A 26,927-nucleotide genomic window follows, 5' to 3' on the forward strand; every position below is an offset into this window, starting at 1 on the left:
TGAAGGGGGTGGCGTTATGGCAAGATTTCGCTTTCGCTTGGAAGCAAGCCTCCGTATAGCGGAACAGGCTTTGGAAAGGGCACAACGAGAGTTTGCTCAAGAAGTGAAGATCTGGAAGGGTTTGCTCGAAGCTAACGATATTCAGCAAGTGCAATGTAATGTAGCGCAAGAGGTCCAACGAGATGCGGGGCGACACCGGCCCAGTGAATTAGGAATTTGCCAACTCTTTGCTTCAGAACAACAGCTTCGGTTGTACCAATGTAACGCAGAGCTGAGGAATCAAGAACACATTATGGAAAACGCACGTCACATTGTATTGGAGGCTCACCGTGAAGTGGAGAAGTTAGAGCGTCTGAAGGAAAAGCAATCCAAAGCTTTTTTGTTGGCAGAGTTGCAAAAGGAACAAAAGATATTGGATGAAACTGGTCAGGTTCTTCACTGGCGTCGGCAAATAGTTAATACCACATGAAGGAAGGACGAACGAACTCATGATTAATGTAACTCGCTTAAATCACAAGATATTTACCGTTAATTCCGATTTGATTGAAATGATGGAAGAAACCCCGGATACGGTCATTACCTTGACGGGTGGAAATAAATTCGTGGTGTTAGAGTCAGTCGAAGTTCTTGTCGAGAGGATTATTGAGTTTCGTCGGCGCTGTCACCCGATTATAAAATTGGAGGAGAGATTAAATATATGAAAGGAAAATCTCTGATTTTCATGATCCTGGCAGTGGTGTTGGGTGTGGGACTGGGTGTAGCGGGGACTGTTGGGGCACAAAAGTACATTTTTGAACCTCCAGCACAAAGTTCAGCGAGTAGGGGTGTATCGAAAAATACAGGAGTGTTACTACCGATCGGCGAATTCACAGTGAATTTGCAAGGGGGAGCTTTTCTAAAGACGACGATTACCGTTGAAGTGGAAGACGCGAAGGCTGAAGCTATTTTGAAGGAAAAGGATGCTTTTTTGAAAGACCGGGTAAATTCGGTTTTGGCGAACAAATCCCTTGCCGATGTACAAACCCTTGCTGCACGCGAGAAACTGAGAGAAGAATTAATCAACAAACTGAATGAAGTAGGGGGAAATAAAATCAACGATGTGTTGTTCCTGTCCTTGGTATACCAGTAGGACCGGTGGTCAGAGGTCAGAGGTCAGATGCCGGAGGTCAGAATCTGAGAGGCCTGAGTTTCAGGGCGTTAGGATAACGCATAATGAAGTGTAGTTCGTGGTATGAGCCACGAACATCTAATAACGATTATCGAGAGTGTGGTTTTTAACTCAAGCAACTAACCACGAACATCGATTTCGACAAGAGAGGGGGGGTTTGATGGGAGACATCTTGTCCCAAACTGAAATTGATGCACTGTTGAGTGCGCTGTCCGATGGGCAAGTCGACGTGGAAGAAATGCGGACAACCAAGAGCCAAAAACGAATTAGAGTGTACGATTTTAAACGTCCAAATAAGTTCTCCAAGGATCAGATTCGCTCTCTCCAGAACATTCACGAGAATTTTTGTAGAGCACTCACCACTTATTTTTCTGGAAACTTACACGCAGTTGTTGAAAGCTCCGTTCTTTCAATAGAACAAATCACCTATGATGAATTCATCCGATCTCTGCCAAACCCTACCGTGCTCGGCCTCTACTCTATGGATCCTTTGGAGGGGACAGTTTTAATTGAGGTGAGCCCTTCACTTGCCTTCAATGTAGTGGATCGGCTTCTAGGAGGTCAAGGGGAGGGTGCAGAAAAGAACCGAGATTTGACCGAGATTGAAAAAACGATTATCGAAAACAGATTATCCCAAATCATTTTACTTGAGGAAGAGGCTTGGACTGAGATTTATGAGTTTAAACCTCATTTCGTGGCGATGGAAACAAATCCTCAGTTTACGCAAATTGTGGCTCCGAATGAAATGGTCGTTCTAATAACTATTGAAGTCAAGATTGGGGAAGAGGTGGGGATGATCAATATATGTATGCCCTACCTCGTGCTCGAACCTATCTTGGATAAATTAAGTACTTTTTTCCTCTTTTCTACTCACACGAAGGTCAGTTCTCCAGAGCAAGTTCAAGCAATTCGCAGGAAGATCGAATGGGCGAAGGTAGATTTGATAGCCTTTTTAGGCAATTCGGAAATTCTTGTCCGGGACCTCCTCAATCTTGCACAGGGAGATGTTATTGCGCTGGACCAATCCGTCAATGAGCCCCTGCCAATATATGTCGGGGAATTCATGAAGTTTAAGTCTATTCCTGGACTAAATGGTGAACATCTTGCGGTTCAGATTACAGAGATTATTAAGGAAGGAGGGGAAGAAGATGGGTAATGGGATGCTCTCACAGGAAGAGATTGACGCGTTGCTTCGAGGTACAACGGAAATAGACTCGGAGACTGAGATAGAGACACCGACTACACTAGTCTTGCTTACTGAAATGGAAAAAGATACCCTTGGAGAAATAGCGAATATTTCAATGGGTACTGCGGCTACAACATTATCTCAACTTTTAGGCAAAAAGGTAGACATCACTACGCCTGTCGTTGATATAACGAACTCCGAACAGATTCAAAAGGATTATCCTGTTCCCTCCGTGATTTGTGATGTAAAATACAAAGCTGGAATTGAGGGCTCGAACCTTTTGATTCTTTCCCAGAAAGATGGTTCGGTCATCGTGGACTTGATGATGGGGGGGGACGGTAATAATCCGACTCCTGAACTCTCGGAGCTTCAAATTAGTGGTATTTCCGAGGCGATGAACCAAATGATGGGGTCAGCGGCTACCTCCATGTCCACCATGTTTCATTCTATGGTGGATATTACTCCTCCCAATTTAGTGCTTACTGATTTGTCGATGGAGGAAGATATAATTAAGACTTTCCTACATCCCGATGAACCGCTGGTGCGCATCTCCTTCCGGATGGTTGTTGAAGATGTTATCGACAGTGTATTGATACAAGTCATCCCACTCAGTGTGGCAACAGGGATGGTCGATAAGTTAATGAGCGGGATGGGAGGTGGTTCCTCTGCAAAAGAAGCTGCTCCAGCAGCACAAGCCACTACCCAAACACAATCTGCGCCTTTGTCTTATCAAACTTCGCAGCCATCTCCACCACCAGCGTATGATACATCGTCTTATTCAACGGCACCAGTCGGCTATCCACCTCCCTATGGGATGGAACAAGGTAATACTCAGCCTAGAATGCAGACACCCGTCCAACCGGCCCAGTTTGCTCCGCTTCAACCGACTCAACAGATGGCCCAGCCAGACAATTTAGCTTTGATTTTGGATGTGCCCTTGCAAATTAGCGTGGAGTTGGGTCGATCGAAAAAAACGATTAAGGAAATCCTGGAGATGGGCCCGGGTTCAGTCATCGAACTAGATCGCTTGGCTGGAGAATCGGTGGATATGATTGTGAATGGCAAGTTGATCGCTAAATGTGAGGTCATTGTTATTAATGAGTTGTTTGGAATTCGAATTACCGATATTGTTCATCCCCTAGAACGAATGAATTCGCTTAAATAAAGGAGGAAAACCGAGTGAGTGGTACAATTATGATTGTTGATGACGCCGCGTTTATGCGTATGATGTTAAAGGATATTTTGACTAAGAATGGGTTTACGGTCATTGGTGAAGCGGAAAATGGAGCTGTAGCCGTGGATAAGTATTTGGAATTGCAACCGGACTTGACGGTCATGGACATTACTATGCCGGAAATGGATGGACTTCAAGCGGTCAAGGAAATCTGCAAACGAGATCCTAAGGCCAGAGTAATCATGTGCAGTGCTATGGGCCAGCAATCTATGGTGATTGAAGCGATTCAGTCCGGGGCCAAGGACTTTATCGTAAAACCCTTCCAAGCGGACCGAGTGGTTGAGGCTGTCACGAAGGCGTTGAAGTAGTATGAACCTAGAAGACCTGGAATTCCCTCCTAAGGGGGCCGTTCCGGCGGTTCCCGAGTCTGTATTTTCTTGGTGGGGGCTGATGGGAACACTGTTGGTTTTCCTCCTGATTCTACTCGTGTCTCTCTGGGTCATCCGTCGTCTTAATCGGGCAAACGTTCGAAACATGAATGTGCCATGGGCAAGGGTCCTCGACCGACAAATTTTAGGTGGACAGCAGAGTCTTTACCTAGTAGAGATTGCAGGGCAGTTACAGGTTTTAGGGGGATCGGATCATCACTTATTGAAAGTCAGTGAGATCAATGATCCCGAAATAGCTGCCGAAATTCTGGAGGAAATAGCAACGCGCCCTATTGAAAGGGTTGATAATTTGACTAAAAGCCTTCAGAAGCTTTGGCCGAAACTGTTCCAAAAGAAAGAATCTTTTTCTAATGAATTGGAACGCCTGCTCGATGAGGTGAAAAAATGATATCTTCTTCAAGTAGGTTAAGGAGATTTTTAAAAGGTTGTGTGCCTTTTGGTATCGCGCTGGGATTAGGGATGTTGGCAAATCCCAGAATGGCCTTTGCAGCTGAGATAAGTTTGGATTTAGGAACTACGGCAGCTCAACAAACGGGAACGTCTTTACAAATCTTGATGATGTTAACGGTCTTATCCTTGGCTCCAGCTATTCTCATGATGATGACATCCTTTACTCGTATTATTATCGTCTTGTCCTTTGTGCGAAATGCACTGGGAACTCAACAACTTCCCCCAAACCAGGTTATGGTGGGATTGGCCTTATTTCTTTCTTTCTTTGTGATGATGCCGACTTGGACCCAGATTAATACGAATGCACTTCAGCCCTTTCTGAAGAATGAAATCACTCAGACAGAGGCCTTAGCCAAAGCGGAGGAGCCATTAAGAAATTTTATGTTTAGGCAAACCCGAGAGAAAGATTTGGAGCTTTTTGTAGGGTTATCTAAAATGGAGCGGCCCAAAACCTATCGGGATGTTCCCACGCATGTTCTTATTCCGGCCTTTGTTATCAGTGAGTTAAAAACGGCTTTTCAAATGGGATTTGCGATATTTATTCCCTTTATTGTTATTGATATGATTGTCGCGAGCACCCTGATGTCGATCGGAATGATGATGCTGCCCCCCATGATGGTTTCACTACCGTTTAAATTGCTTTTGTTTGTCCTTGTCGACGGATGGCATCTAGTGGTTGAATCGCTGGTGACAAGTTTTAAGTAATTGAAAGTTGAACGTTTGGAGTGGATTAGTTACGCACTCGAGGCTTGGCTACGACGCTCTTAGGTTGGGAAACGATAAATGGTGTTTTGGCGTGACCTGTTGCATAACTTTACTGGAATTAGAGAGAGAGGGGGAGGCGACTTGGATCAGAGCATGGTGCTTTATATGGCAAAAGAAGCTGTTGGTGCTGTGCTTCTTGTGGGAGGACCGATTCTCGGGGTGGCTTTGTTGGTTGGACTTATGGTCAGCATCTTTCAGGCAATGACGCAAATCCAAGAGCAGACGCTTACCTTTATTCCTAAAGTTATCGCTGTGATTACTGTCCTTCTGGTACTAGGTCCGTGGATGCTGTCGGTTCTAACCGCATACACTTCGAATTTGTTGAAACAATTGGCGACGTTTGGAGGACTGTAGTCGTGGTTTGATATTCTAAGTTCGATATTTCGAATCACGAAATTTGGACCTTGGTCTTCGGACCACAATCAGGAACTACGAACCACGACCGGGGGAGAGAAATATGGGCCTGTCAGACCTGCTCCAGTGGAACATTTCTTTATTTATACTAATCCTATCCCGTTGGGCGGGCATGATTATGTTAGCCCCGGTATTTGGTGCTAGGGGAGTCCCAGCGTTAGTAAGGCTTGGATTGGCGGCAAGTATTACTGTGATTGTCTACCCATTGATATCTGCAGCTAAGCCATCGATTCCTATTGAATTATTGCCTTACATCGCGGTGGTGATTAAGGAGGTTTTGGTGGGGCTGGTCATTGGATTTTTGATTTATACGTTGACGGCCATTTTACAAGGGGCAGGGCAACTGATTGATTTTCAAATGGGTTTTACAATGGGCGCTGCAATTGACCCTGTTTACGGAGTTCAAAGCCCTATGATGGGTAATTTCCAGGTGATTTTGGCTACGATGCTTTTATTGGCAACTAATTCTCATCACTTTCTTATAGCCGCCATGCTCAAGAGTTATGCATATATTCCCATTAACCCATCTAACCTGCCCAGCAACTATCTGTATTACGCCCAGCTAGTCTCGAATGTATTTACTTTATCGATTCAATTGGCAATGCCTATTTTTGGAGCGCTTTTAGTTTCGGATATCGGTGTGGGACTTTTGGCTAGGACGGTGCCCCAACTTAATATTTTCTCAATCGTTTTCCCAGTTAAAATTATTTTTGGATTTATCATTTTGTTCCTGGCGATTCCCTTTTTTGGAGAATCTGTAACTCATCTCTTTAATACGAACATGTCTTGGATTTTAAAACTGTATCAGGGGTGGAAGCAGTGAGTGGCGAGAAAAAACACCCAGCCACGCCCAAGCGCAAGGCAGACGCGCGCAAAAAGGGCCAGGTCTTTAAAAGTCAGGAAGCAATATCGGCGTTAATGCTCATGGGTCTTGTTAGCGTTCTCAAATACTGGATCCCGAGTATGTTACTGCGCATGGAAAAGCTTTTCCTATATATCTTTGGAATTTCCTCAGACTGGACCGAACGTTCAGTGGCCAGCTTAATGGTGAACATACTTTGGCTAGGAATTCAGATCATGGCACCCATTTTTGCCACAGGCCTAATGGTTGCTTTAATTGCAAATTACATGCAAGTGGGGGTCCTTTTTACGGGGGAGTCTATGAAACCCCAACTTTCCCGAGTTAGTCTAATCAGTGGTGCGAAACGGATGTTTGGAGTTAAGGCCTGGGTCGAAATGACGAAATCCTTGGCCAAAGTGATTTTAATCGGATATTTCTTGTATGCGAGTTTCCGAGACCGTATTGATCTCTATCCCGCTTTGCAGCAACTCGATGTCAGGCAAGGAGCTGTCTTTCTAGGTCAAGCATTGATGGAACTTGCCTGGAAGATCTCGCTTTCTTTTCTAGGTTTAGCTGCTTTGGATTATCTCTATCAGAGGTGGGAATATGAAAAAAACTTACGAATGTCCCATGAAGAATTAAAACAAGAATACAAGCAATCAGAAGGAAGTCCAGAACTTAAAAGTGAGATTAAGAAACGCCAAAGGGCCATGGCCATGAGTCGGATGATGCAGGACATGAAACAGGCGGATGTGGTCGTCACTAACCCAACCCACTACGCAGTAGCCCTTCGTTATGACTTGAAAGTTCAGAAAGCGCCCTACGTCGTTGCCAAGGGACAAGATCAAATCGCCCTGCGCATGCGTGAATTGGCCAAAGAATATGACCTCGTGATTATGGAAAATAAGCCGCTGGCACGAGCCCTATATGCTCAGGTGGAAATCGGGCAAGGAATTCCAGCGGATCTTTATAAAGCGGTTGCCGAGGTTTTGGCATTTGTATATAGGCTAAAGAAAAAGAAGTCTGCGGGTTAGATGAATGCTAAAAGAAAGGAGGAACACTCATGGCCACTTCAATTAAACGGAGATTAATGGATAATACAGATGTTTTAGCAGCCATAGGAATGGTGGGCATCGTGGTCATGATGGTTGTTCCGTTGCCTGCGGGACTGTTAGATATACTCATTACCATTAATATCACGGCCTCGGTTCTAACTATGATGCTGGCGGTTTTTGCCAAAGACCCGTTGGAGTTTTCTGCCCTACCTTCACTCTTGCTAACGTTGACATTGTTTCGTCTGTCCTTGAACATTTCGGCTACTCGTCTTATTCTCCTCGACGGCCAAGCTGGAGATGTCATTCAGCAGTTTGGAGAATTTGTCATTCGTGGAAATCCGGTCGTAGGTTTTATTATCTTTATTATCTTAGTACTTGTTCAATTTATCGTGATCACCAAAGGTGCAGAGCGTGTTTCCGAAGTGGCTGCGCGGTTTACCTTGGATGCTATGCCAGGAAAACAAATGTCTATCGATGCGGATCTTAATGCGGGAATGATTAGCGATACTCAGGCTCGTGATCGTCGTAAAGCAATTCAGCAAGAAGCTGATTTCTACGGCGCAATGGATGGTTCTACCAAGTTTGTCAAGGGAGATGCCATTGCTGCTATTATCATTTTATTCATAAATATTATTGGCGGATTTATTATGGGGGTCGCCATGCAGGGGATGCCTTTACTTGAGGCACTCCACAAATATACTTTGCTAACTATCGGGGAGGGGCTCGTTTCCCAGATCCCTGCGCTTTTAATCTCAACAGCAACAGGTCTCGTTGTCACCAGGGCAGCTTCAGAATCTAATTTAGGTAATGATTTAGCCAAACAACTCTTTCGAAATCCGAAGGCATTGTTCATCACCGCTGGTGTGTTGATCATGTTGGCCATTCTTGGGTTGCCTCCATTCCCGATGATAATCGTGGCTATCGCTTTAATCGGAGCAGGCGTGATGCTTCGGAAGAACTCTAAGGTGTTGGTCGTTGAGGAAACAGCCGCGGCTAGGGAGTCGGAGATTGAAGAGAGCAAAAAATCGGAAAATGTCCTAAACCTTTTAAACATTGACCACATGGAACTTGAACTAGGTTATGCTCTGATCGCTTTAGTCGATGTTCAGCAAGGAGGAGATTTGCTTGACCGAATTGTCCTGATTCGGCGCCAAATCGCCAGCGAACTGGGATTTATTGTTCCGGTGATACGGGTTCGAGACAATATGAATTTGCAACCTAATCAATATGTCATCAAAATCCGAGGAGCAGAAATTGCCACGGGTGATATTTTGGCAGACCATTATATGGCTATGAGTAGTGGGTTTGATGACGATGCCATCCCAGGTACTCCAACTAAAGAACCGGCTTTCGGACTTGATGCCAAGTGGATAAATGCCATGTACCGGGAAGAAGCGGAACTTAGCGGTTGGATGGTAGTAGATGCTCCGACCGTACTGGCGACTCATATTACAGAAGTGATTAAGACACAAGCGTGGGAAATCCTCAATCGTCAAGATGTAAAAACTCTCGTAGATCATGCCAAGGAGCAAGCTCCTACTGTTGTGGATGAGTTAATTCCAGATATACTTAGCCTAGGGCAAGTGCAGAAGGTTTTGGCGAACTTGCTGCGCGAAAGGGTCTCGATTCGGGATATGGTATCTATTCTTGAAACTCTTGCAGACCAGGCACAGGTCACAAAAGATCTGGACCGCTTGACTGAACATGTTCGGCAGGCTCTGGCTCGACAGATATTACAGCCCCTCGTCGGTAAAGATAAAACTCTTCAAGTGATCACGCTAGATCCGAAGATTGAACAGAGTATTCTCGACAGTATTCAACCTTCCGATTATGGTACGTATTTGGCACTTGATCCGAAAATCTTACAAGTGCTCATCATAAACCTTTCGAAAGAGGTAGAGAAGGTCATGCTTAAAGGGTTAACGCCAGTGGTTATTTGCGCTCCACTGGTGAGAATCAATTTGAAACGTGTGACGGAGCGCCAAATGCCACAACTAATGGTGCTTTCATATAATGAATTAGTTCAAGGTGTACAAGTACAAGCTGTAGGAATGGTGGGGATGGATCGTGCGAGTTAGGCGTTTTGTTGGAGATAATGTGTCAGAAACCATGGGAAAAGTAAAACGAGAACTTGGGTATGAAGCCGTCATTCTTCAGACACGTGAATTTCGTGAGGGTGGTTTCCTAGGCTTATTTGGCACGTTGAAGGTAGAAATCACGGCTGCCATTGAAGAAAAACCGGTCAATGAGCAGATAAAGCCTACTTCGAATTATGTGTATGATACCCCGGAAGTAATACAGCCTGCTAGACCAGTGTCTGATTCTAAGGATCAACCCGGAGCCCTCCAGATGGAGATGAAGTCTATGCACCTAATGCTTGAGAAAATGAATAAGCAAATGGAGGGGCTTGGTGAAATAAAAAGTGTTTGGCCTCCGTTGCTCCAAAGATGGGCGGATCATTTACAGAACAGGGGAATAAGCGGAACCCTAGTTAAGCGCTTAATAACTGACGTACAACATACTTTGTTGGAAGATGAATGGGGTAATGATTCGCAGGTATGCTCCCGAATTGAAGCTAATATTATAGAAATTTGCGGACTGACAGGCCCTATACAATCTAAGCAGGACAAACCTATAATTATCGCCCTAATTGGGCCGACCGGCGTGGGTAAAACAACAACTATCGGTAAACTTGCGGCAAGTTTTAGTGTGGTAGATAAGCGGAAAATTGCATTGATCACGGCAGACACCTATCGTGTAGCGGCTGTGGAGCAAATCAAGACGTTTGGTGAAATTATCGGCGTTCCCGTTGAAGTAGTCATGACTCCGAGTGAACTTCATAAGGCCTTAAGTCTTCATATGGATAAAGAACTGATTTTTATAGATACGGCAGGACGAAGTCCGCACCATGACTTACATATGTCTGAACTCCGAGCATTTTTAAATAAAGCGAAACCGGATTTCTCAATGCTAGTCATGAGTGCGACTACGCAACCGGCGGATCAGCTTCGGATCTATCAACGATTTGAAGCTCTGTCGACACATTTGATCTTTACAAAGTTAGATGAGACAGAGAGTGCAGGGGCTATTCTAAATCTTTTGGGTCAGACTACGCTCCCCACAGCCTATCTGACGAACGGTCAAAATGTCCCGAATGACATTGTGGCGGCTACGCCGAACCGTTTAGCAAGATATGTACTAGGGGAGGAGATGCCCAGTGCATGATCAGGCGAGCGTCTTACGCGAGTTGGTCTCCAGTAAAAATCGCAAGCAAAATAAGATGAGAGTAATTGCAGTGACCAGCGGCAAAGGGGGGGTGGGTAAAACTAATTTTACGGTTAATTTAGCCTTAGCCCTTGCTGAAACTGGAAAACGCATCATTATTCTCGATGGAGATCTAGGTCTAGCAAATGTGGATATTGCCTTCGGTCTTACCGCTAGGTATACGATTGAGCATATAATATCTGGAGAAAAAACGATCGAACAGATTCTCTTAACAGGTCCTCGGGGGATAGGGATCATACCGGGGGGGTCCGGAGTCCAAGCCCTTGCCAATGTAGATCGGGATAAATTAACCAATGTTTTAACTAATCTCGGTCGGTTGGAAGATATGACCGACATACTGATAATTGATACAGGAGCGGGGCTCGGGCATACAGTAACGAATTTTTTGCGGGCAGCTGACGATATTATTCTCGTGACAACGCCGGAGCCTACAGCGTTAATTGATGCGTATGGTTTGCTCAAAGCGTTGAAGAGTGAAGCTATCGAAGTACCGATCCATGTGGTTACTAATCGGGTGCGGACAGAAGCAGACGCTCTAGCGACGTTTAAAAGGTTGGAGACGGCTGTCCACAAATTTCTGGATGGCTCGCTTGATTTTATGGGATGGATCTATGATGATCCGAATGTTGGACGATCTGTCATGCAGCAAGAGCCTTTAGGTATTAGCTTTCCCACAAGTCCAGCCTATAAATGTATTCAGTGGATTGCCGGTACGGTAGCTGGGATTTATCAACGGCCGCCACGTCAGGCTGGCGGTGTGAGGAATTTTCTGAGCAAGTTGCTACGCTCGTTGTAGTGTGGAATTATTGGCCTATAGGTACTTATTTCGGTCCAGTTGAGGGGTAATTAATAGTCGAACCACGAACTACGGGAGGGGGGGTGAGAATTTGTTGCACAAGAAGAAACTTATTCTTGGGCAGGTAGTGGAACTTGTCGTATCTGAAGGGAATTATGAGGGAAGATATCGAACGCGTATTGAAGATGTGGGAGAAAAGATCCTCGCGGTTGGGGCACCAATTGATCATGGCGAAGTGGTGCCTTTGCGCGAAGGAACAAAGGTGAAATTGATATTTTGGGACGAAGCGGCAGTCTACTCGTTTCAGGGTAAAATAATGCAAAGAATCGCGGTCCCGATTCCAATGCTTATTTTAGAGCTGCCAGAGTCTATAGATAAAGTCCAACGTCGCAACTATGTTCGAGTTACTGCCCTATACCCGATATCGTTTCTATCAGTGACTAGGCAAGGTCTGAGCGAGATTCAGCACGGAACGATGCTTGACCTGAGTGGTGGTGGGATGCGTTTTTTGACGAAGGAGCGGGTAGAAAACGATTCGTTACTTTATGTCTTCTTATCTTTGCCGAGTGGAGAGATGAAGACGCCGGTCCGTGTTTGTCGTGTGGAAGCTATCGATGATAGGAAACACTATAGGGTTTCAGTAGAATTCCATGACATCTCTGAACGAGACCGAGATCGAATTATCTCTTGCGTCTTTGAGATACAGAGGGCTATGCGTAAGAAAGGACTGGAATAAGAAATGAAGATTACGCAGTTCCAACTTGATGCTTTGCGAGAAATAGGAAACATTGGGTCGGGACATGCCGCAACAGCATTGTCTGTCCTTTTACAACGGCGGATTGATATGTCTGTTCCGAAGGTTTGGGCAATTCCGTTCGAACAGGTTTCTGAGATTATTGGTCAACTTGACACGCCTCAGGCTGTCATCTATGTGAAAGTTGAGGGGGAGGCCTCAGGGAAAGCAGTTTTTTTCTTTCCTGTAGAAAGTGCCGAAATCGTGGTTCAAGCTCTGTTTGGGACGAGTGAACAGATGGACCTTTACACAAGTGAGATGGCCCAATCGGCCTTGAAAGAAGTAGGAAATATCTTGGTGAGTTCATTCATTATGGCCTTGACACAGTTTTCGGGGATTCCCCTTCAACCTTCTGTGCCTGCTTTAGCAGTGGATATGATTGGAGCTATTTTAGATGCTATTTTCCTGGAAGAGGGTGTACTGGATGAAACTGTATTGTTTATTGATACACAACTTTCCGGAACACCTAAAATTGAAGGGCAATTTATCTTTCTGCCGGATGCGGGTTCACTTAAAAAATTGTTGGGGGCCATGGGATTATGAGTGTCGTTATTAGTGTGGGAATGGCAGATTATAAGATTGCGAGAGCGCCCGATCTTTTGCTAACCGCTGGACTAGGATCCTGTATCGGAATTTGCATCCATGATCCGTTTCTGAAGGTGGGCGGGATGGCTCATATAATGCTACCAACGGCTAATGGAAGCCTTGGGGGAAATCTAGCGAAATACGCGGATACAGCAATGGAATTACTGCTACGGGATATTGCGGGTATGGGTGCTAATAAATCTCGCCTCAGGGCTAAGATGGCAGGTGGTGCTCAGATGTTTTCATTTCCTGGAAAACCTCCCGTTCTCAAAATTGGGGACCGTAATGCCGAAGCAGTAGAGAAGGAACTGAAAAAATATGGAATTCCTCTCCTGGTAGCTGATGTCGGCGGAAGTTTTGGACGCACAATTCATTTTGATGTTGGAACGGGAGCATTGCGCATCCGGACGATTAATCAAGGGGAAAAGGTGGTTTGATGACTTTTAAAAAAGAAGTGTATCAGAAATGGGTTTTAATCCTGTCACTAGTTACTGCGATTATTGTCGTGTTTCTTAGTTGGATCAATGCGGTGAAAACATTCGAATTAATAGTTCGGGCCGGGGTTTCTTTTGGGGTTATGTATATCTTGATGGCGGGAAGTTTAAGCCTGTTTGAAAGGACTGCGCTCCAAGAACCGCAGGATAGCCCGCTCGACTCGGCTGCTGTCTATGGTGGTAATATTGACTTCTCAGTTGGAGACGATCAGCCTCTTGCCTCAGAGGTACAAGAAGAGAGAATTGCCGGACAGGTCGATCGTGATTTAAGTTCAGGGCTACCCAGTAGTGAGCGACAAGCAGATATTGTCCGCAGTATGGGTTGGGATAAAGAAACGTTTAAAAAATTAGATAAATAAATGATGATAGATAATTAAGAGAATCAGTATAGAGGTATTGTCACGAAAATTGAATTCGGAGGTGAGTAAACTTGGTACCGAAAGCCTATGAAGCCGCCTCACGCGGATCTTGGAAACAAGAGCATATCGAACAATACTTGCCATTGGTTAAACGTATTGCTGGCCGTTTAGCAATTTCGTTGCCTCCCCATGTCGACGAGGATGATATCATTGGTTATGGTGTCTTTGGGTTACTCGATGCCTTGGAACGATTTGAAGCAGCCCGGGGGTGGAAATTCGAAACCTATGCCTCGATCCGTATTCGCGGAGCGATGATCGACGGACTCCGAACTATGGATTGGGTCCCACATTCGGCGAGACAAAAAGTGAAACGGGTTCAAGAGGGCTTTGTTGAGTTGGAATATCGACTGGGAAGGGCTGCTACGGTAGGTGAAGTTGCAGAGTTACTAAAAGCTGAGGTTCGGGATATAGAAGGAGTTTTAGCCCAGGCACAAATTTTAACGCTCACCTCATTTGATGAAACCACTGTCGATAATGAAGGGGATAGTAGTGGCACACCCCTTAATTTGCTGATGGATACAGATGCCCAAGAGGCATATTCTGTGATAGAAAAAGAGGAACAAAAACAGATCCTTGCTATAGCTGTGGAAAAATTACCAGACAAAGAAAAATTGGTAGTGGGGCTTTATTATCAAGAAGAATTAACGTTAAAAGAGATTGCCGCAGTCATGAAGCTTTCTGAATCTAGAATTTCCCAACTTCATTCCCAAGCAATCTTACGCTTGCGAGGAAGGCTCAGTCGACAAAAGAAGAATTTATTTTAAGAAATAAACATCCTAATGTTTTATTGGGAGTTTGCCGATATAGCTAAAGAAGACTTATTTAGGAGGTGATGGTAAATGGCAGGTATAGATGTCCTTTCGAATATCCCAAAGGGTGGCAATAAAGTAGAGAACATGTCTTCCTCCATGGGAAGAAAGACGTCAGGCAGCTCTGGAAATGGAGCATCTGATTTTGCTACTATGCTTACTGGCAAATTAAAATCATACTTAAATTCGAAAGGGCAAAGCTCCTCTAAAGCAGACCAAGATGTGGAGGAAAAGACTAATACTAGTCCATTGCCAAGTGGCCAGAGCCCAGATGGATTGGAAAGTCTAGCGTACGGTAATATTGTACTTCCTCTTATTTCGCAGGTGATGCTTCCGGCAGGCAAGGAGGCCAATTCCGGAGAAAGTATGAGTCAGAGGATTGAAAATTCGACAGGAGGCAAGAATCTTGCCCCACTGTTGAATCTAATTTCTCAAGGCTCAGAGGAGGGTTCAGGGTCGACAGGGATGACGATAATGAATCCTCAAGAGGATAACCTCGGAATCACGGAATTGGATAAATATAGACAGGTGATAAACAAGCTTTTAGTGGAGCTTTCAGGAGTGATTACTGATTCTACTCCAGAGGTGGACCTCGAAAGAGCAGATAGCATGGGGGCAAAGGATCTTCGTCAAGAATTGGCGAGGATCACACAAGGCTGGATGACCATGACGGATGAGGCTATTAAGGCTGAACTTAGTACTAATGCTCAAAACGGACTTCAACGCTCAGTTGAGGGTTCTGCGTTAGGGAATGCTAATCCTGAGTTGAGCACGAAGGCAGCTAATATCCTGGCCGCTCTTTACCCTCTCTTTGTAGAAGGGACGGGAGGGGAAAAAGTACCTCAAGGCGTAAGAGAAGCACTTATCGATCAGCTAAAAGGCAGTGGGATTGACTTAGATTCTATAGCGACCGCTTCGAAAGATACTCTGACGAACGTTTTGCAGAAATCCGAAGGAATGGGTCTTCAAGAAAGCAAAAACACAAAAAACTTTCAAGATATTTTTAGTGAAGCTAACAAGGCTAACTCTATGAAATCCGTAGAACTATTTGGCCCAAAAGATGCTCTAACTCAGTCTTCCAGTTCAGAGGTTGGAGTTGTGGTTAACGTGGTACCGCTAACCCTTTCCGACGGAAAAGTAGTCGCGATTCCTGTATGGGAACAGATTTCTACTGTAGTGCGTGAGCAAGTGATGCTCAAGCAACAGGTGTTAAAGCAATTAGATATTCAGCTTCATCCAGCGGACTTGGGGAAAATTCAGATTTCTTTGCGTTGGGAGAGTGGACAGGTCCATATGCAGGTGCAAGCCTCTGAAGCGGCGACAGGACAACTCCTTCAGAATCAGCTCTCGGATTTGCGCCAAAACTTAATGAACCAGGGTGTGAACTGTGGCTCGTTGCAAATGGGACAAGGCGGAGAACGGCAACAACAGTCTCAGAGTGATGAGTCCCAAAGGGCGCTCCAGCAAAGTGACTCACTCCCTAATGAAGACGAGGATTTGATTCCAATCAATCCCCTTTCTCTAGGACAAAATGGACTCAATCGGATTAATGTCACGGCATAGGAGGTAGCTATGAGTAACACCATTGATACAACTTTAAGAACAAATACAACTAACAATACGAACGGAAGCCAAGATATCGTAACCAATGATTCACTGGGAAAAGATGATTTTCTCAAGTTACTTATTGCGGAGATGCAAAATCAAGACCCCCTGAATCCTACGGATAACAAAGATTCAATCGCGCAATTAGCTACATTCAGCTCTTTGGAGCAGATGAACAATATCGCTGCATCCATGGACGCCTTGGACAGTACTATGTCCCTATTCTCCCAACAATCTTCACTTATGCAAGGAGCAGCCATGATCGGCAAATGGGTGAGCGGAGTCGATACTGATGGTGAGACTATTATTGAAGGAACCGTCGAAACAGTGAAGTGGCTTGATGGGGATCCTAAGTTGCAGATTCGCAAAGAAGATGGAACGCTGGTGGATTTAGAAATGGGTCTAATTACATTGGTTAAGGAACAAAAGCCTGATACAACTACTGATACAACAGTGACTGAGTAAATAAAGAGGAGGAATATGGACTATGATGCGTTCGCTATATGCAGCAGTTTCGGGGTTAAAAAATCACCAAGTCAAAATGGATGTTATCGGGAACAATGTTGCTAATGTCAATACCACGGGATTTAAACGGAGTAGGGTGACGTTTTCGACAATGCTAAGCCAAACCTTGAAAGGGGCTTCGACGCCTCATAACACGGATACTCCCCCTAGTGGAGGTACTAATCCTGTTCAGATTGGCTTGGGGGTTTCGCTGGGGTCCATCGATCAGATTATGACTCAAGGGAGTTCACAGTCGACGGGGAATCCCACGGATATGATGATAGAAGGATCTGGTTACTTTGTTTTAACAACCGATGGGACTGATCGAGTTTATACTCGCTCAGGAGCTTTTACGTTAGATGGTGAAGGGTATTTAGTTGATCCGGGATCAGGCGCGCAGGTATTAGACACAAATGATGAAGCCATTCACATTGATTTTGATACGTATAGTAGCTATAGCATCGATGGAACAGGTGTTATAACAGGTATTCGAATAGATACGGGTGAAGGAGAACCAATTGATACTAATACGGGAATTGCAATTGCGAAGTTTTCAAATGATGCTGGTCTGACAAGCTTGGGAGGTAGTTTCTACCAGGTATCTAACAATTCTGGGCCGGCTATAGTATATGGCGATGGTGCTACTGAGGGTCCTTATCTTGCAGGAACAAAACTAATAGTTAGTGCTGTGGAAATGTCTAATGTTGACCTTTCAACCGAATTTACAGATATGATTACGGCTCAGCGTGGTTTCCAAGCGAATTCGCGGGTAATCACGGTATCAGATACACTCTTAGAAGAACTTATTAATCTCAAACGCTAATAGTATGAGTGTTGAACTCATTTGGAGAAAACGGAGGGCTGCCTCATGCGCCTAGTAGGAACTGCTGCGTCGGGAATCCGTGCGCAGCAGATAGCGATAGACATCATAGGCAATAACTTGGCGAATGTCAATACGCCGGGATTTAAAGCGAATCAGGTGGTTTTTGCTGAGGCTTTGTCAACAGAAATACGTTCTGGAAATACAGCAACTGAAGGGAATGCAGAGGTTACCGTTGATGTTGGAGCTGGAGTGCTCTTTAGTGCCAGTGGGACTAATCTTCAACAAGGTAATCTGGGGCAGACTGATCGTCCGTTAGATTTAGGAATTGATGGATCGGGGTACTTTCAAGTTATAACACCGGATGGGCAGACGAGCTATACCCGTGCAGGGGCTTTCCAAGTGGATGAGGCAGGGCAACTTGCCGATATGCAAGGAAATATTGTACAACCGAGTATCTCGATTCCCTCCGGTGCGACAGACTTGTCTATTGCTTCTAATGGCAGGATAACTGGGGTTAGCGATGGAGAACGTATGGAATTTGGACAGCTTGTTCTGGCAGCCTTTCAGAATCCTAAAGGGTTACAAAGAAACGAAAATAATCTTTTTATGCCTTCTGTTAATTCAGGCGAACCACAGGTCGGACAACCAGGTAGTGTCCTAGCGGGTAATCAGGTGTTAGGAACAATTCGTAGTCAGTCTCTGGAGCAATCAAATGTGGACTTGGCTACCTCTATGACGGATCTCATCCAGGTCCAGAGAGCATATCAAGTGAATGCTAGGCTGGTTCAGGACGGAGATCAGATGTGGGGAATTGCCAATTCAATGAGGAGGTAACAGAATGGCCGGTTGGTTGGATGGACCTGTTTTAAATGTCTTGCAAAAGGGACTTGATGCTTCAGGTATGAGGCAACAGATCTTGTCTAATAACGTAGCGAATATTGACACTCCAAAGTTTAAACGTTCAGATGTTGATTTCCAAGCGGTCCTCGGCGCTGTTTTAGGGGAAAAAGGTGGAGTTCTTCCGTTGAAGCTGACGTCTCCGAAGCACATGAGGAGTCTTGCAGCAGGCGATGGTTCGGGGGTTGTGACGGATCAGTCAACTTCATTGCGCAATGATGGAAATAACGTGGATGTAGATCGAGAGATGGCTTATGTCGCGGAAAATGGACTGTATTATAACTCCCTTACTAATGCTATCTCTTCTCAACTAGGTTTGCTGCGTACAGTTCTCAAGTAGGAGCAATTCATGAATTGCCCAATTTGGGTCGGAACAATTAGGGGATTCATGAATCGCTCAAATTAGATACTTCTTAGTAACTAGTAAAGGCGGGGTAAAATGATACGAGGATTGTATTCTTCAGCTACAGGTATGTTAGCTGCGCAAACGCAGAGTGAAGTTATTGGGGATAACCTCGTCAATATGAAGACCCCGGGCTACAAAGAAGAACTGGCTAGTAATATTTCGTTCCCATCGATGCTGATTGAGCGCATGAGCGGAAGCCAGGATTCTGTAGCAGTCGGCGGGATGGGGACGGGGTTAGGTGTCGATCGCCTTACTCTGTCAAATGTTCAAGGGTCGATAGAGACCACGGATGTTAATATGGACTTGGCTTTAACGTCACCAGGATACTTTGTAGTTCAGACGCCGGCTGGAGAACGGTATACCCGCAATGGACATTTCCAGGTAGACGGTGCTGGAATGCTGCGAACTGCGGATGGTTATGCCCTTCAGGGAGAAGGCGGGCCAATAGGCCCAATAAGTTCTGAATTTAGAGTTAATGCAGATGGCACAATTATAGATCAAGGACAAAACGCCGGCCGTCTACGTGTGGTAGAGATACCAGCAGAGGCTTTACAACGTGAAGGCCAATCCTTATACAATTCGGCTCAACCAGTTCAAGTTTCAGCTGGGGCACAAATTCGACAGGGCGCGATTGAAACATCCAATGTCGATCTCTCAGGACAAATGGTTCAAATGATGTCGGTCATGAAAGCGTATGAAGCCAATCAAAAAGTAGTCCAGACCCAAGATGAAATGTTGGGGAAGGCAGTTAACGAGGTCGGGAAGATATAGTTGTAGAGGATGTGGCAGGATGGCAGTTCAAGTGGTCGTTTTTACCCTGGGCGAAGAAGAGTATGCAATGCCAATCGCAGTGGTCCGCGAGATCACCCGCTTGGGAGAGGTGCGTGGTATTCCACAAGCTCCTCCTTATGTACGTGGCCTAATTAATCTGAGAGACAAGGCCATCCCTATCATCGATTTGCATGTAAGGTTTGGTATTGGTGATGCAAACGTACCTGCGGATAGTTCGGATCAATCGGCAGAGCGGAATACTTTTGCTTTAATCACCGAGGTTCATGGAGATTATGTAGCTTTTGCTGTGGACGAAGTCCGAGAGGTTCGAATTTTAGAAAATATTGATCCCCCGCCACCGTTGGTCACGGCTCCATTTATCGGCGGTATTGTAAATCTTCCGGATCGCATTATCATACAACTCATTCCAGAGCAGATTTTGCAGAGCAACGAGGTTGTGGGGCTGAGTCAGTTAACTTCGTAGAGTAGTCAAGGTTAATAATAATAGTTTTTCTAATGTAGGGTAGTGGAAGGAGGCTTATTTGCATGGATGTCGCCCAGATGTTTCTTATGTTTCAGCTTCAACAGATGAATTCGTCTTGGAAGACTGCTCAATCTGGTCAGTCTGGGTCGTCTGAATTTGGAGGCATGGATTCACAATCCCAACTTTTTGCAGCCTTATTTCAGGCGGCTCTTGGGGGAGGATCGACTGCTTCCCAAGGATTGACGAGCCAATTGAAGGACCTGCCTTATACAGCACAAGTCAATGGTGATAAGTTTGCTTCTGCTCCCCTAGCGAAGAGTGGAAACGTTGGTTCGCTTGAGAGTGTTATTTATTCTATGGCCCAAAAATACGGAGTTAATCCAGATTTGATTCATCAAGTTGTCAAAGCAGAATCAGGCTACAATTCCAAGGCGACGTCTCCTGCTGGAGCCATGGGTTTAATGCAGTTAATGCCAGGGACTGCTGCTTCTTATGGGGTGAAAAATCCCTATGATGCCACCCAAAATCTGGATGGTGGAACACATTTCTTAAAGGATTTGCTCGATCGTTTTCAGGGAAATGTTCCGCTGAGTTTAGCTGCATATAATGCCGGGCCAGGGGCTGTTGATAAATACAATGGGATACCACCGTATAAGGAAACTCAGGGCTATGTGCAAAAGATTATGGTGGGATTGAACCAGAAGAATTGGCAAGCTTAGTATATTAAGATGACTCAGATCTAGAAAAAGGATCTGGGGCATCTTTTTTTTGTTTCAGAGGCAAGGAGAAACTAGCGGGTCAATCTGAGCGAATAGGACTTTAGTCCTATGACAAGAGCTAAAGTTTGCACTTGGAATAACCGATATAAGTAGTAGGTCTTTTGAAAATAGGAGGATTAGTTATATTTTTTTATAATTTCACTGGAAGATATAGTGCACATAGATCAGGAAATTATGAGAGATTCCGCGATTCCGCGTAGGAGTATAGCTAAAAGTGAGGTGAAATAATTTAGACTTTATGCAGGTACATAGTCTGTAAGTGGTACGCTAGCTACTCTTTATTAGTATCAGCTAAATTATGAAAAAATTAAATATAAAGAGGAGAGATTGATTTGTTAAGAAACAAAAAAGGAAATTTTGGATTAGCACTATTATTAGGACTTATATTTGCTCTTGTACCAGTAAGTTTCGTGCAGGCTGCAGAGATAACATTTACTGGTTATACTGCAGAAACTGCTTATAGTACTCCCATTAGTATAGGAAATATAACTACTGTTGGAGGTAAAGCATCTATAAAAGTTGACAATCTCCCAGTGGGTGCAATTGTAAAGGTGTATGACCAATCCTCAGGTGGGAAGTTACTTGGAAGCTCGACTGTAAAAACAGGAACTAGTGCAACTGTAAGCTTATCAAGTCTGAGCAGTAATGTGTATGTATCCGTTACTTTGGAAAGTGTCCGAAGCGAAATTTCAATCGGTCAAAGTACGAAGCTGACTGATCTTAACACAGTAGTTAAAAACAATGCAGGTATTTCCGATACGGTGACAGTCACTGGAGTGTCTGTTGGCGATATCGTCAAAGTTTACGATGCTCTTACAGAAGGACAAGTATTAGGTACTGCTACAGTAGCTAAAGCTAAAGACGTAGCAGTCGTGAGCATAAAGCAATTGGGAACTACAGCAGGCTCTATTTATGTAAGCTTAAAAACACTTGGAAGTACTGAGTCCGAACGTTCAGCAATAAACTATGATGAAGAACTTGTAACGGATGCTCTGATAATAGGGAGCAGCATTGCGGTAAACAATGCTGGTGTTTCCGATACGGTGACAGTTACTGGACTGTCAGCTGGCGATGTCGTCAAAGTTTACGATGCTTCTACAGAAGGACAAGTATTAGGTACTGCTACAGTAGCTAAAGCTAAAGACGTGGCAGTTGTGAGCATAAAGCAATTGGGACCTGAAGCGGGCTCAATTTATGTAAGCTTAAAAAAAGTCGGAGAAAATGAGGCAACCACTCGACTTAAAACAGACTATATTGCGGAACCCCAAACGTATGAATTGGCAGATCACAATATCGACATCAAGAACAATGCAGGGGTTGCCGATACGGTAACGGTTACTGATCTGACGTCAGGCGATATTGTCAAAGTTTATGATTCTCCAGCAAAAACCATATTATTGGGTAAGGCTACGGTAGCAAAGGGCAAAACCGAAGCTGTCGCGAGTATAAAGCAATTGGGAATCGCTTCTGGCAACGTAAGTGTGACCGTAACAAGTCCTGGGGAAAGAGAGTCCGAAACTTACGAAAAAGGGTATCTTAAAGAGGAACAAACAGAGCCTTTGGAAGTAGGTCAAATCAACGTAATAAACAATTCGGGAACTGCCGATAAGGTGACAGTTACAGGGCTAGAGGTTGGCGATATTGTCAAAGTTTACGACGCCGCCGGAACCAAACTATTGGGTAAGGCTACGGTTGCCAAAGATAAAACAGAAGCAGTTATTAGCATATCCCAATTGGGAACCGCAATTGGGACAGTTAAAGTATCAGTAACAAGCATAGGAATGAGAGAGAGCGATCCGGTCGCGAAAGGGTATGATGAAGAGGATCAGTCATCTTCCCCGAACCTCAGTGACATTTCTATCGCTAACAGTTTAACAGCAAATGATAAGGTAACGGTAGCAGGTCTGGCTGTTGGTGATATTGTAAAAGTTTACAAGACTTCTACAGGGGGGATCTTATGGGGTAAAGCTACAGTAGCAAGTGGTGAAACTCAGGCAGAGGTGACTATTCGACAACTGGGTTCGGGTGCAGGCACGGTTTGGGTAACTGTAACAAGCTCGGGAAAGCTAGAGTCCTCAAGAACCGAGCAGACTTATTTGGCTGAGTAGTATCGACAGGAAAAAGTACTAGTATTATTTCCAAGTTATAGATACCGTATTTATTTACAGAATACATCATAGTTTTAATAAAGAAGTGAAGTAATAGCAAACAACTATGTTTTTGTCAAGTTGTAATTAACACTTTACACTTCAAATCAATGGAAGGAGTTTTTCGTCTTAAGGCGAAAGGCTCCATCTGTTTTTAGTGAATTAAAGAGTAATATTGCTGTAGCTATTATGAGCTAACAGCTGAAATATTGACAATAATATGGAACATATATAGAATATAAGCAACATTAGAATTATTATTAAGCTTGGAGGGGATTGTTATGGCGCTTTGGAAATGTTCTCAATGCAGTGCAACATCTGAAGGTCGTTGCCGCCCTAAGGTTTGTCCGAGCTGTGGTGCTGGCAAGGAACAAATTGTTAAAGCAGAGTAATTTAGAAAGACAAAAATTAAATTTATAAAAAGAAGGAAATTAAGAGCCCTTAGCAGAATAACACAATACCTATTATAGAGGACCTATTATAGAGGAGCCAGATGATCGCTAGTATGCTTTAAATAGACAGGCTGGTGTCTGTCAGTATCGCTTGGAGACGATAACACATGTTTGATAAATCAACGCTTAAGGAGCGGTTTAAAATTCGGCCTTGGCTTTCAGGAATAATTGTTACTGTGGTTTTAATTCTCATTCAGGGGATTACTAATTTCTGGCTGAGAACACTGGCAGTGACTTTGATTTCAATTGCTCTTTTTCTGGTAATTAAAAAACTTGCCGATGAAAACAGAGGGCTGTTGAGTCTCGTAACTCTTGATGAGTTGACTGGACTTGGAAATTTCAGGGCTTATCAGGAGCGGATGCGACTCGAGACGCAGCGTGCACGGCGTAGACATGATCCTCTTACCTTGATTCTAATTGATTTAGATCATTTTAAAAACTATAATGATTCCCATGGACATCGCTTAGGCAATGAGTTATTAAATTCAGCAGGGCAGATTTTCCGGGGAGCCGTTCGTTCCATCGATGGGGTTTACCGTTTTGGTGGGGATGAATTTGCTATTGTTTTGCCAGATACGGATATTGAACAAGCACGATACATCATAAAGAGGATTCGACATTCGTTTGAAAGCCTTCCGAATCGTGAGGTGGTGACCTTGAGTATGGGCGTGGCCAATTATCGTGAAGAGGCACTGATCGAGTTTTTCGACCGCGTGGACCACTTGCTTTATAGTATGAAAGCAAGTGGCGGAAACGGTTGTCAATTTGAATCCAGTGAAAGCTATGCCTCTAAAAGTAGTTCCAGGACTGCGTTGTAAAGGGGTAAGTGATGGCAGACTATTATGTCTATCTCTGGAGTACGACCTGGCCGTATTTGCTGGTACTCTTTTTGATATGGGTGGTTGTCCTTTCGCGATTTGTTTGGAAATTTGTGGTCACGTGGCGCTATGCTCGTGATGCATGGGGCTTCTTACTGCTGGCGGGCAAAGCTTTAATCTGGATTGGAGTTTTAGTGGTTTATACAAAATTACTACTATATTCCCAGTCAGATTGGTTTTCTCAACCGGGTAATATTCTTGGGGTGGTTGAAGGGAAAACCTATGATCCTGGCTCTAGCACCTACACATTAGACGTCCGTTCTGGCTCAATACAAAACCAGTTCTATGTCGATAATTACGTCTATATGAATGTTAACATAGATGACCAAGTGAGACTGACTTATCTCCCGGTACGACGGGAGGTTGTGCGTTGTGAATTAGTGGGAAGTTTGCTTAAAAATGAATAGTCTAATAAGATAGGGAAAAAAGAGCTTGTTCCTTAAAGAAGGAGTGCTTATATTGAGTTCTAAAGTTTATTTCACCAGCATGAAAACAAAAAGAGGAGAAAGCCTTTTAACAAAACTTGAGCACTTAATTGTGCGTGCAGGATTACTTGAAACGATTTCACCTAATGACCTCGTAGCGATCAAACTGCATTTTGGAGAACGCGGAAACCTTGCTTATGTTCGTCCTCAATATGTGCGTCGTCTCGTGGAGCAGGTTAAATCAAAAGGGGGACGCCCTTTCCTCACGGATTCCAATACGCTTTATGCTGGTTCTCGTTCGAATGCAGTTGACCATTTAGAGACGGCGATTGAGAATGGTTTTGATTACTCCGTCGTGGGGGCTCCTTTGGTGATTGCCGACGGTCTAAATGGGAAAGACTATGTTTCAGTGCCAGTCAATCTTAAACACTTTAAAGAGGTGAAGATCGGGAGTGCTGCAGTTCAGGCTGATGTGTTATTGGCAGTTACTCATTTAAAAGGGCATGAGGCGACAGGGTTTGGAGGAACTTTGAAAAATCTGGGAATGGGTCTGGGTAGTCGCGCTGGTAAACAGCAACAACACTCGGATTTGTTGCCGCTGGTCAATGAAAAAATCTGCATAGCCTGCGGTAAATGTGCTAAATGGTGTCCGGCAGACGCTATTGTCGTGGAAAGCAAGGCGAAAATTTCACAAGACAAATGCATTGGGTGCGGTGAATGTACAGTTACCTGTCCAGTACGCGCCATTGAGATTAACTGGAAAACGGAAGCCGACACTATTCAGGAAAAGATTGCTGAGTACACCGCGGGTGTGCTTAAAGGTAAAGACGAGAAAACTGGGTTTATTACTTTTGTGACAAATGTTTCCCCGTTGTGTGACTGTTGTGGCTGGAATGATGTGCCTATTGTTGGCGATATTGGAATTCTCGCGTCTAAAGATCCGATTGCCATTGATCAGGCTGCGGTGGATCTTATTAACCAAGCGTACGGAAACCCGCTCTCTGAGTTGGGGGAACGCCATGAAGAACATGATAAATTTCGGGTTCTATTTCCGAATGTAGACTGGACTATCCAGCTTTCCTATGGTGAAACGATTGGTTTAGGAAGCAGGGAGTATGAATTAATTCGGATCGGATAAAAAAATAGTATGAGAAACATGGTATAAATTCTAATATTTCACAGAAAAAGTGATGGCGTAATATGCTATAATGGGAATAAGATAGGGTATGAGCTTGAATGCGGAAAGGAGAGTGGGGTTATGCGTGTTCAAAAAGTTAACGAGCATACCATCCGCATTTTTATCTCCTTGACAGAACTAACTGACAGGGATATTACGATGGCCGATCTATTTCAACGATCAGCGAAGACGGAACAATTGTTTTGGGAACTCATTGCACAGGCAAGAGAAGAAGTTGAGTTTAATTTAGATCAGCCCTTCTGGATTCAGGCGACTGTGGCCTCGAATGACGAGTTTGTAATTACAATTATGAAGCAAGAAGAGCAAAACGAGGGTTCTAATAAGGAGAAAGTGGCGCGTAAGTCCAATAAGGGGCGAGTGACAGAATTAGTTTATGTGTTCACCGACTTCGAAGATGTTTTAGGTGCAGTTGGACGTTTGCCCGAATTTAATCAGTTGCGTTCAGGACTCTTTTTATTCGAAAGTGAATATTACCTTGTCTTGAATCGTATGGGAACTGGCAAAAAGAGACTGTTAACTGAGGCTATCTTGGATGAATACGGGGAAATCGTGGCTACAACTGGTGTTTTTCTATCCGAACATGGAAAGGTAATCATTCCGTTAAAGGCTGTGCAAACACTTAATGCTTCTTTTAAAAAGCCTTCATAAAGTAGAATGAAGAAGGTAGGAGTAAGAAAAGGGAAGCGAATGCTTCCCTTTTCTTACTCCTACCTTCTCGCCAATGGCGCTTAATGTCTATCTACAGGAAAAGATATCTGGAATTCGAAGCAGACATTGTATGCAAACGGTCTTGCCTTTAAAGTTTTGGATCTTCATTGTTTTACCACAAAAAATACAGGATTGGAACTGTTCATTTGTGCGGGCTGGCCTTTTGA

At 44.2% G+C, this 26,927-nt stretch carries 33 protein-coding genes; all 33 read left to right on the forward strand.

The window, feature by feature from the left end:
* Nucleotides 1–16 precede the first annotated feature (16 nt).
* The 33 genes from E4K67_RS03130 (at nucleotide 17) to E4K67_RS03290 (ending at nucleotide 26,700) form a co-directional block, all read left to right on the forward strand.
* Complete coding sequence (locus tag E4K67_RS03130) at nucleotides 17–469, forward strand: flagellar FliJ family protein (protein ID WP_135544921.1); 453 nt, start codon at nucleotides 17–19, stop codon at nucleotides 467–469.
* A gap of 19 nt (nucleotides 470–488) precedes the next feature.
* Complete coding sequence (locus tag E4K67_RS03135; protein WP_135544922.1) at nucleotides 489–701, forward strand: flagellar FlbD family protein; 213 nt, start codon at nucleotides 489–491, stop codon at nucleotides 699–701.
* Nucleotides 698–1,129 (forward strand): flagellar basal body-associated FliL family protein, encoded by a 432-nt coding sequence (locus tag E4K67_RS03140; protein ID WP_135544923.1) that lies wholly within the window; start codon nucleotides 698–700, stop codon nucleotides 1,127–1,129. Before E4K67_RS03135 ends, E4K67_RS03140 begins: the two co-directional genes overlap by 4 nt.
* Before the next feature lie 199 nt (nucleotides 1,130–1,328).
* Nucleotides 1,329–2,324: a flagellar motor switch protein FliM gene (gene fliM, locus E4K67_RS03145; protein WP_135544924.1), complete on the forward strand. Its 996-nt coding sequence runs from the start codon at nucleotides 1,329–1,331 to the stop codon at nucleotides 2,322–2,324.
* Nucleotides 2,317–3,519, forward strand: coding sequence for a flagellar motor switch phosphatase FliY (gene fliY, locus E4K67_RS03150; protein ID WP_135544925.1), 1,203 nt, complete (start codon nucleotides 2,317–2,319; stop codon nucleotides 3,517–3,519). Before fliM ends, fliY begins: the two co-directional genes overlap by 8 nt.
* A 29-nt stretch (nucleotides 3,520–3,548) precedes the next feature.
* Nucleotides 3,549–3,896: a response regulator gene (locus E4K67_RS03155; RefSeq protein ID WP_420841521.1), complete on the forward strand. Its 348-nt coding sequence runs from the start codon at nucleotides 3,549–3,551 to the stop codon at nucleotides 3,894–3,896.
* A gap of 1 nt (nucleotide 3,897) precedes the next feature.
* Nucleotides 3,898–4,365, forward strand: a complete 468-nt coding sequence (locus E4K67_RS03160) for a flagellar biosynthetic protein FliO (RefSeq protein WP_135544927.1) — start codon at nucleotides 3,898–3,900, stop codon at nucleotides 4,363–4,365.
* A complete protein-coding gene (gene fliP / locus E4K67_RS03165; RefSeq protein WP_135544928.1) occupies nucleotides 4,362–5,132 on the forward strand; it encodes a flagellar type III secretion system pore protein FliP in 771 nt (256 codons plus the stop codon). Before E4K67_RS03160 ends, fliP begins: the two co-directional genes overlap by 4 nt.
* Nucleotides 5,133–5,273: 141 nt before the next feature.
* A complete protein-coding gene (gene fliQ / locus E4K67_RS03170) occupies nucleotides 5,274–5,546 on the forward strand; it encodes a flagellar biosynthesis protein FliQ (RefSeq protein WP_135544929.1) in 273 nt (90 codons plus the stop codon).
* Between the two features lie 103 nt (nucleotides 5,547–5,649).
* Nucleotides 5,650–6,429 (forward strand): flagellar biosynthetic protein FliR, encoded by a 780-nt coding sequence (gene fliR / locus E4K67_RS03175; protein ID WP_135544930.1) that lies wholly within the window; start codon nucleotides 5,650–5,652, stop codon nucleotides 6,427–6,429.
* Nucleotides 6,417–7,481 carry a flagellar biosynthesis protein FlhB gene (gene flhB, locus E4K67_RS03180; protein ID WP_420841522.1) on the forward strand — a complete coding sequence of 355 codons (1,065 nt, stop codon included), beginning with the start codon at nucleotides 6,417–6,419 and terminating at the stop codon, nucleotides 7,479–7,481. The genes fliR and flhB overlap by 13 nt, the downstream gene beginning before the upstream one ends.
* A 29-nt stretch (nucleotides 7,482–7,510) precedes the next feature.
* Nucleotides 7,511–9,580, forward strand: coding sequence for a flagellar biosynthesis protein FlhA (gene flhA / locus E4K67_RS03185; RefSeq protein WP_135544932.1), 2,070 nt, complete (start codon nucleotides 7,511–7,513; stop codon nucleotides 9,578–9,580).
* Nucleotides 9,570–10,727 (forward strand): flagellar biosynthesis GTPase FlhF, encoded by a 1,158-nt coding sequence (flhF, locus tag E4K67_RS03190; RefSeq protein WP_135544933.1) that lies wholly within the window; start codon nucleotides 9,570–9,572, stop codon nucleotides 10,725–10,727. Before flhA ends, flhF begins: the two co-directional genes overlap by 11 nt.
* Complete coding sequence (locus tag E4K67_RS03195; RefSeq protein WP_199242444.1) at nucleotides 10,720–11,583, forward strand: MinD/ParA family protein; 864 nt, start codon at nucleotides 10,720–10,722, stop codon at nucleotides 11,581–11,583. Before flhF ends, E4K67_RS03195 begins: the two co-directional genes overlap by 8 nt.
* A gap of 91 nt (nucleotides 11,584–11,674) precedes the next feature.
* A complete protein-coding gene (locus tag E4K67_RS03200; protein WP_135544934.1) occupies nucleotides 11,675–12,319 on the forward strand; it encodes a flagellar brake protein in 645 nt (214 codons plus the stop codon).
* A gap of 3 nt (nucleotides 12,320–12,322) precedes the next feature.
* Nucleotides 12,323–12,919, forward strand: a complete 597-nt coding sequence (locus tag E4K67_RS03205) for a chemotaxis protein CheC (protein ID WP_135544935.1) — start codon at nucleotides 12,323–12,325, stop codon at nucleotides 12,917–12,919.
* Nucleotides 12,916–13,398 carry a chemotaxis protein CheD gene (locus tag E4K67_RS03210; protein ID WP_135544936.1) on the forward strand — a complete coding sequence of 161 codons (483 nt, stop codon included), beginning with the start codon at nucleotides 12,916–12,918 and terminating at the stop codon, nucleotides 13,396–13,398. The genes E4K67_RS03205 and E4K67_RS03210 overlap by 4 nt, the downstream gene beginning before the upstream one ends.
* Nucleotides 13,398–13,814, forward strand: a complete 417-nt coding sequence (locus E4K67_RS03215; RefSeq protein ID WP_135545174.1) for a hypothetical protein — start codon at nucleotides 13,398–13,400, stop codon at nucleotides 13,812–13,814. The genes E4K67_RS03210 and E4K67_RS03215 overlap by 1 nt, the downstream gene beginning before the upstream one ends.
* 71 nt (nucleotides 13,815–13,885) lie before the next feature.
* Complete coding sequence (locus E4K67_RS03220; protein ID WP_135544937.1) at nucleotides 13,886–14,638, forward strand: FliA/WhiG family RNA polymerase sigma factor; 753 nt, start codon at nucleotides 13,886–13,888, stop codon at nucleotides 14,636–14,638.
* 75 nt (nucleotides 14,639–14,713) lie between these two features.
* Complete coding sequence (locus E4K67_RS03225) at nucleotides 14,714–16,246, forward strand: flagellar hook-length control protein FliK (protein ID WP_135544938.1); 1,533 nt, start codon at nucleotides 14,714–14,716, stop codon at nucleotides 16,244–16,246.
* Between the two features lie 9 nt (nucleotides 16,247–16,255).
* Nucleotides 16,256–16,753, forward strand: coding sequence for a flagellar hook capping FlgD N-terminal domain-containing protein (locus E4K67_RS03230; RefSeq protein WP_135544939.1), 498 nt, complete (start codon nucleotides 16,256–16,258; stop codon nucleotides 16,751–16,753).
* Between the two features lie 22 nt (nucleotides 16,754–16,775).
* On the forward strand, nucleotides 16,776–17,615 hold the full coding sequence (locus E4K67_RS03235; RefSeq protein WP_135544940.1) for a flagellar hook-basal body complex protein: 840 nt from the start codon (nucleotides 16,776–16,778) through the stop codon (nucleotides 17,613–17,615).
* A gap of 45 nt (nucleotides 17,616–17,660) precedes the next feature.
* Entirely contained in the window at nucleotides 17,661–18,449 is a 789-nt protein-coding gene (locus E4K67_RS03240; protein WP_135544941.1) for a flagellar hook-basal body protein, read from the forward strand.
* Between the two features lie 4 nt (nucleotides 18,450–18,453).
* Complete coding sequence (gene flgB / locus E4K67_RS03245; RefSeq protein WP_135544942.1) at nucleotides 18,454–18,852, forward strand: flagellar basal body rod protein FlgB; 399 nt, start codon at nucleotides 18,454–18,456, stop codon at nucleotides 18,850–18,852.
* A 99-nt stretch (nucleotides 18,853–18,951) separates the two neighbouring features.
* Nucleotides 18,952–19,689 carry a flagellar hook-basal body protein gene (locus tag E4K67_RS03250; RefSeq protein WP_135544943.1) on the forward strand — a complete coding sequence of 246 codons (738 nt, stop codon included), beginning with the start codon at nucleotides 18,952–18,954 and terminating at the stop codon, nucleotides 19,687–19,689.
* Nucleotides 19,690–19,708: 19 nt separating this feature from the next.
* Nucleotides 19,709–20,173: a chemotaxis protein CheW gene (locus tag E4K67_RS03255; protein ID WP_135544944.1), complete on the forward strand. Its 465-nt coding sequence runs from the start codon at nucleotides 19,709–19,711 to the stop codon at nucleotides 20,171–20,173.
* A gap of 62 nt (nucleotides 20,174–20,235) precedes the next feature.
* Nucleotides 20,236–20,892, forward strand: a complete 657-nt coding sequence (locus E4K67_RS03260; RefSeq protein WP_135544945.1) for a lytic transglycosylase domain-containing protein — start codon at nucleotides 20,236–20,238, stop codon at nucleotides 20,890–20,892.
* A gap of 392 nt (nucleotides 20,893–21,284) precedes the next feature.
* Nucleotides 21,285–23,060, forward strand: a complete 1,776-nt coding sequence (locus E4K67_RS03265) for a hypothetical protein (RefSeq protein ID WP_135544946.1) — start codon at nucleotides 21,285–21,287, stop codon at nucleotides 23,058–23,060.
* A gap of 320 nt (nucleotides 23,061–23,380) precedes the next feature.
* Entirely contained in the window at nucleotides 23,381–23,491 is a 111-nt protein-coding gene (locus tag E4K67_RS03270; RefSeq protein ID WP_135544947.1) for an RCKP-type rubredoxin-like domain-containing protein, read from the forward strand.
* Between the two features lie 167 nt (nucleotides 23,492–23,658).
* Nucleotides 23,659–24,369: a GGDEF domain-containing protein gene (locus tag E4K67_RS03275; RefSeq protein WP_135544948.1), complete on the forward strand. Its 711-nt coding sequence runs from the start codon at nucleotides 23,659–23,661 to the stop codon at nucleotides 24,367–24,369.
* An 11-nt stretch (nucleotides 24,370–24,380) separates the two neighbouring features.
* Nucleotides 24,381–24,836, forward strand: coding sequence for a hypothetical protein (locus E4K67_RS03280; RefSeq protein WP_135544949.1), 456 nt, complete (start codon nucleotides 24,381–24,383; stop codon nucleotides 24,834–24,836).
* Between the two features lie 52 nt (nucleotides 24,837–24,888).
* Complete coding sequence (locus E4K67_RS03285; protein WP_135544950.1) at nucleotides 24,889–25,992, forward strand: DUF362 domain-containing protein; 1,104 nt, start codon at nucleotides 24,889–24,891, stop codon at nucleotides 25,990–25,992.
* 120 nt (nucleotides 25,993–26,112) lie between these two features.
* A complete protein-coding gene (locus tag E4K67_RS03290; RefSeq protein ID WP_135544951.1) occupies nucleotides 26,113–26,700 on the forward strand; it encodes an adaptor protein MecA in 588 nt (195 codons plus the stop codon).
* Nucleotides 26,701–26,927 lie beyond the last annotated feature (227 nt).

This window comes from Desulfosporosinus fructosivorans, from assembly GCF_004766045.1.
GTDB classification, from domain to species: domain Bacteria; phylum Bacillota; class Desulfitobacteriia; order Desulfitobacteriales; family Desulfitobacteriaceae; genus Desulfosporosinus; species Desulfosporosinus fructosivorans.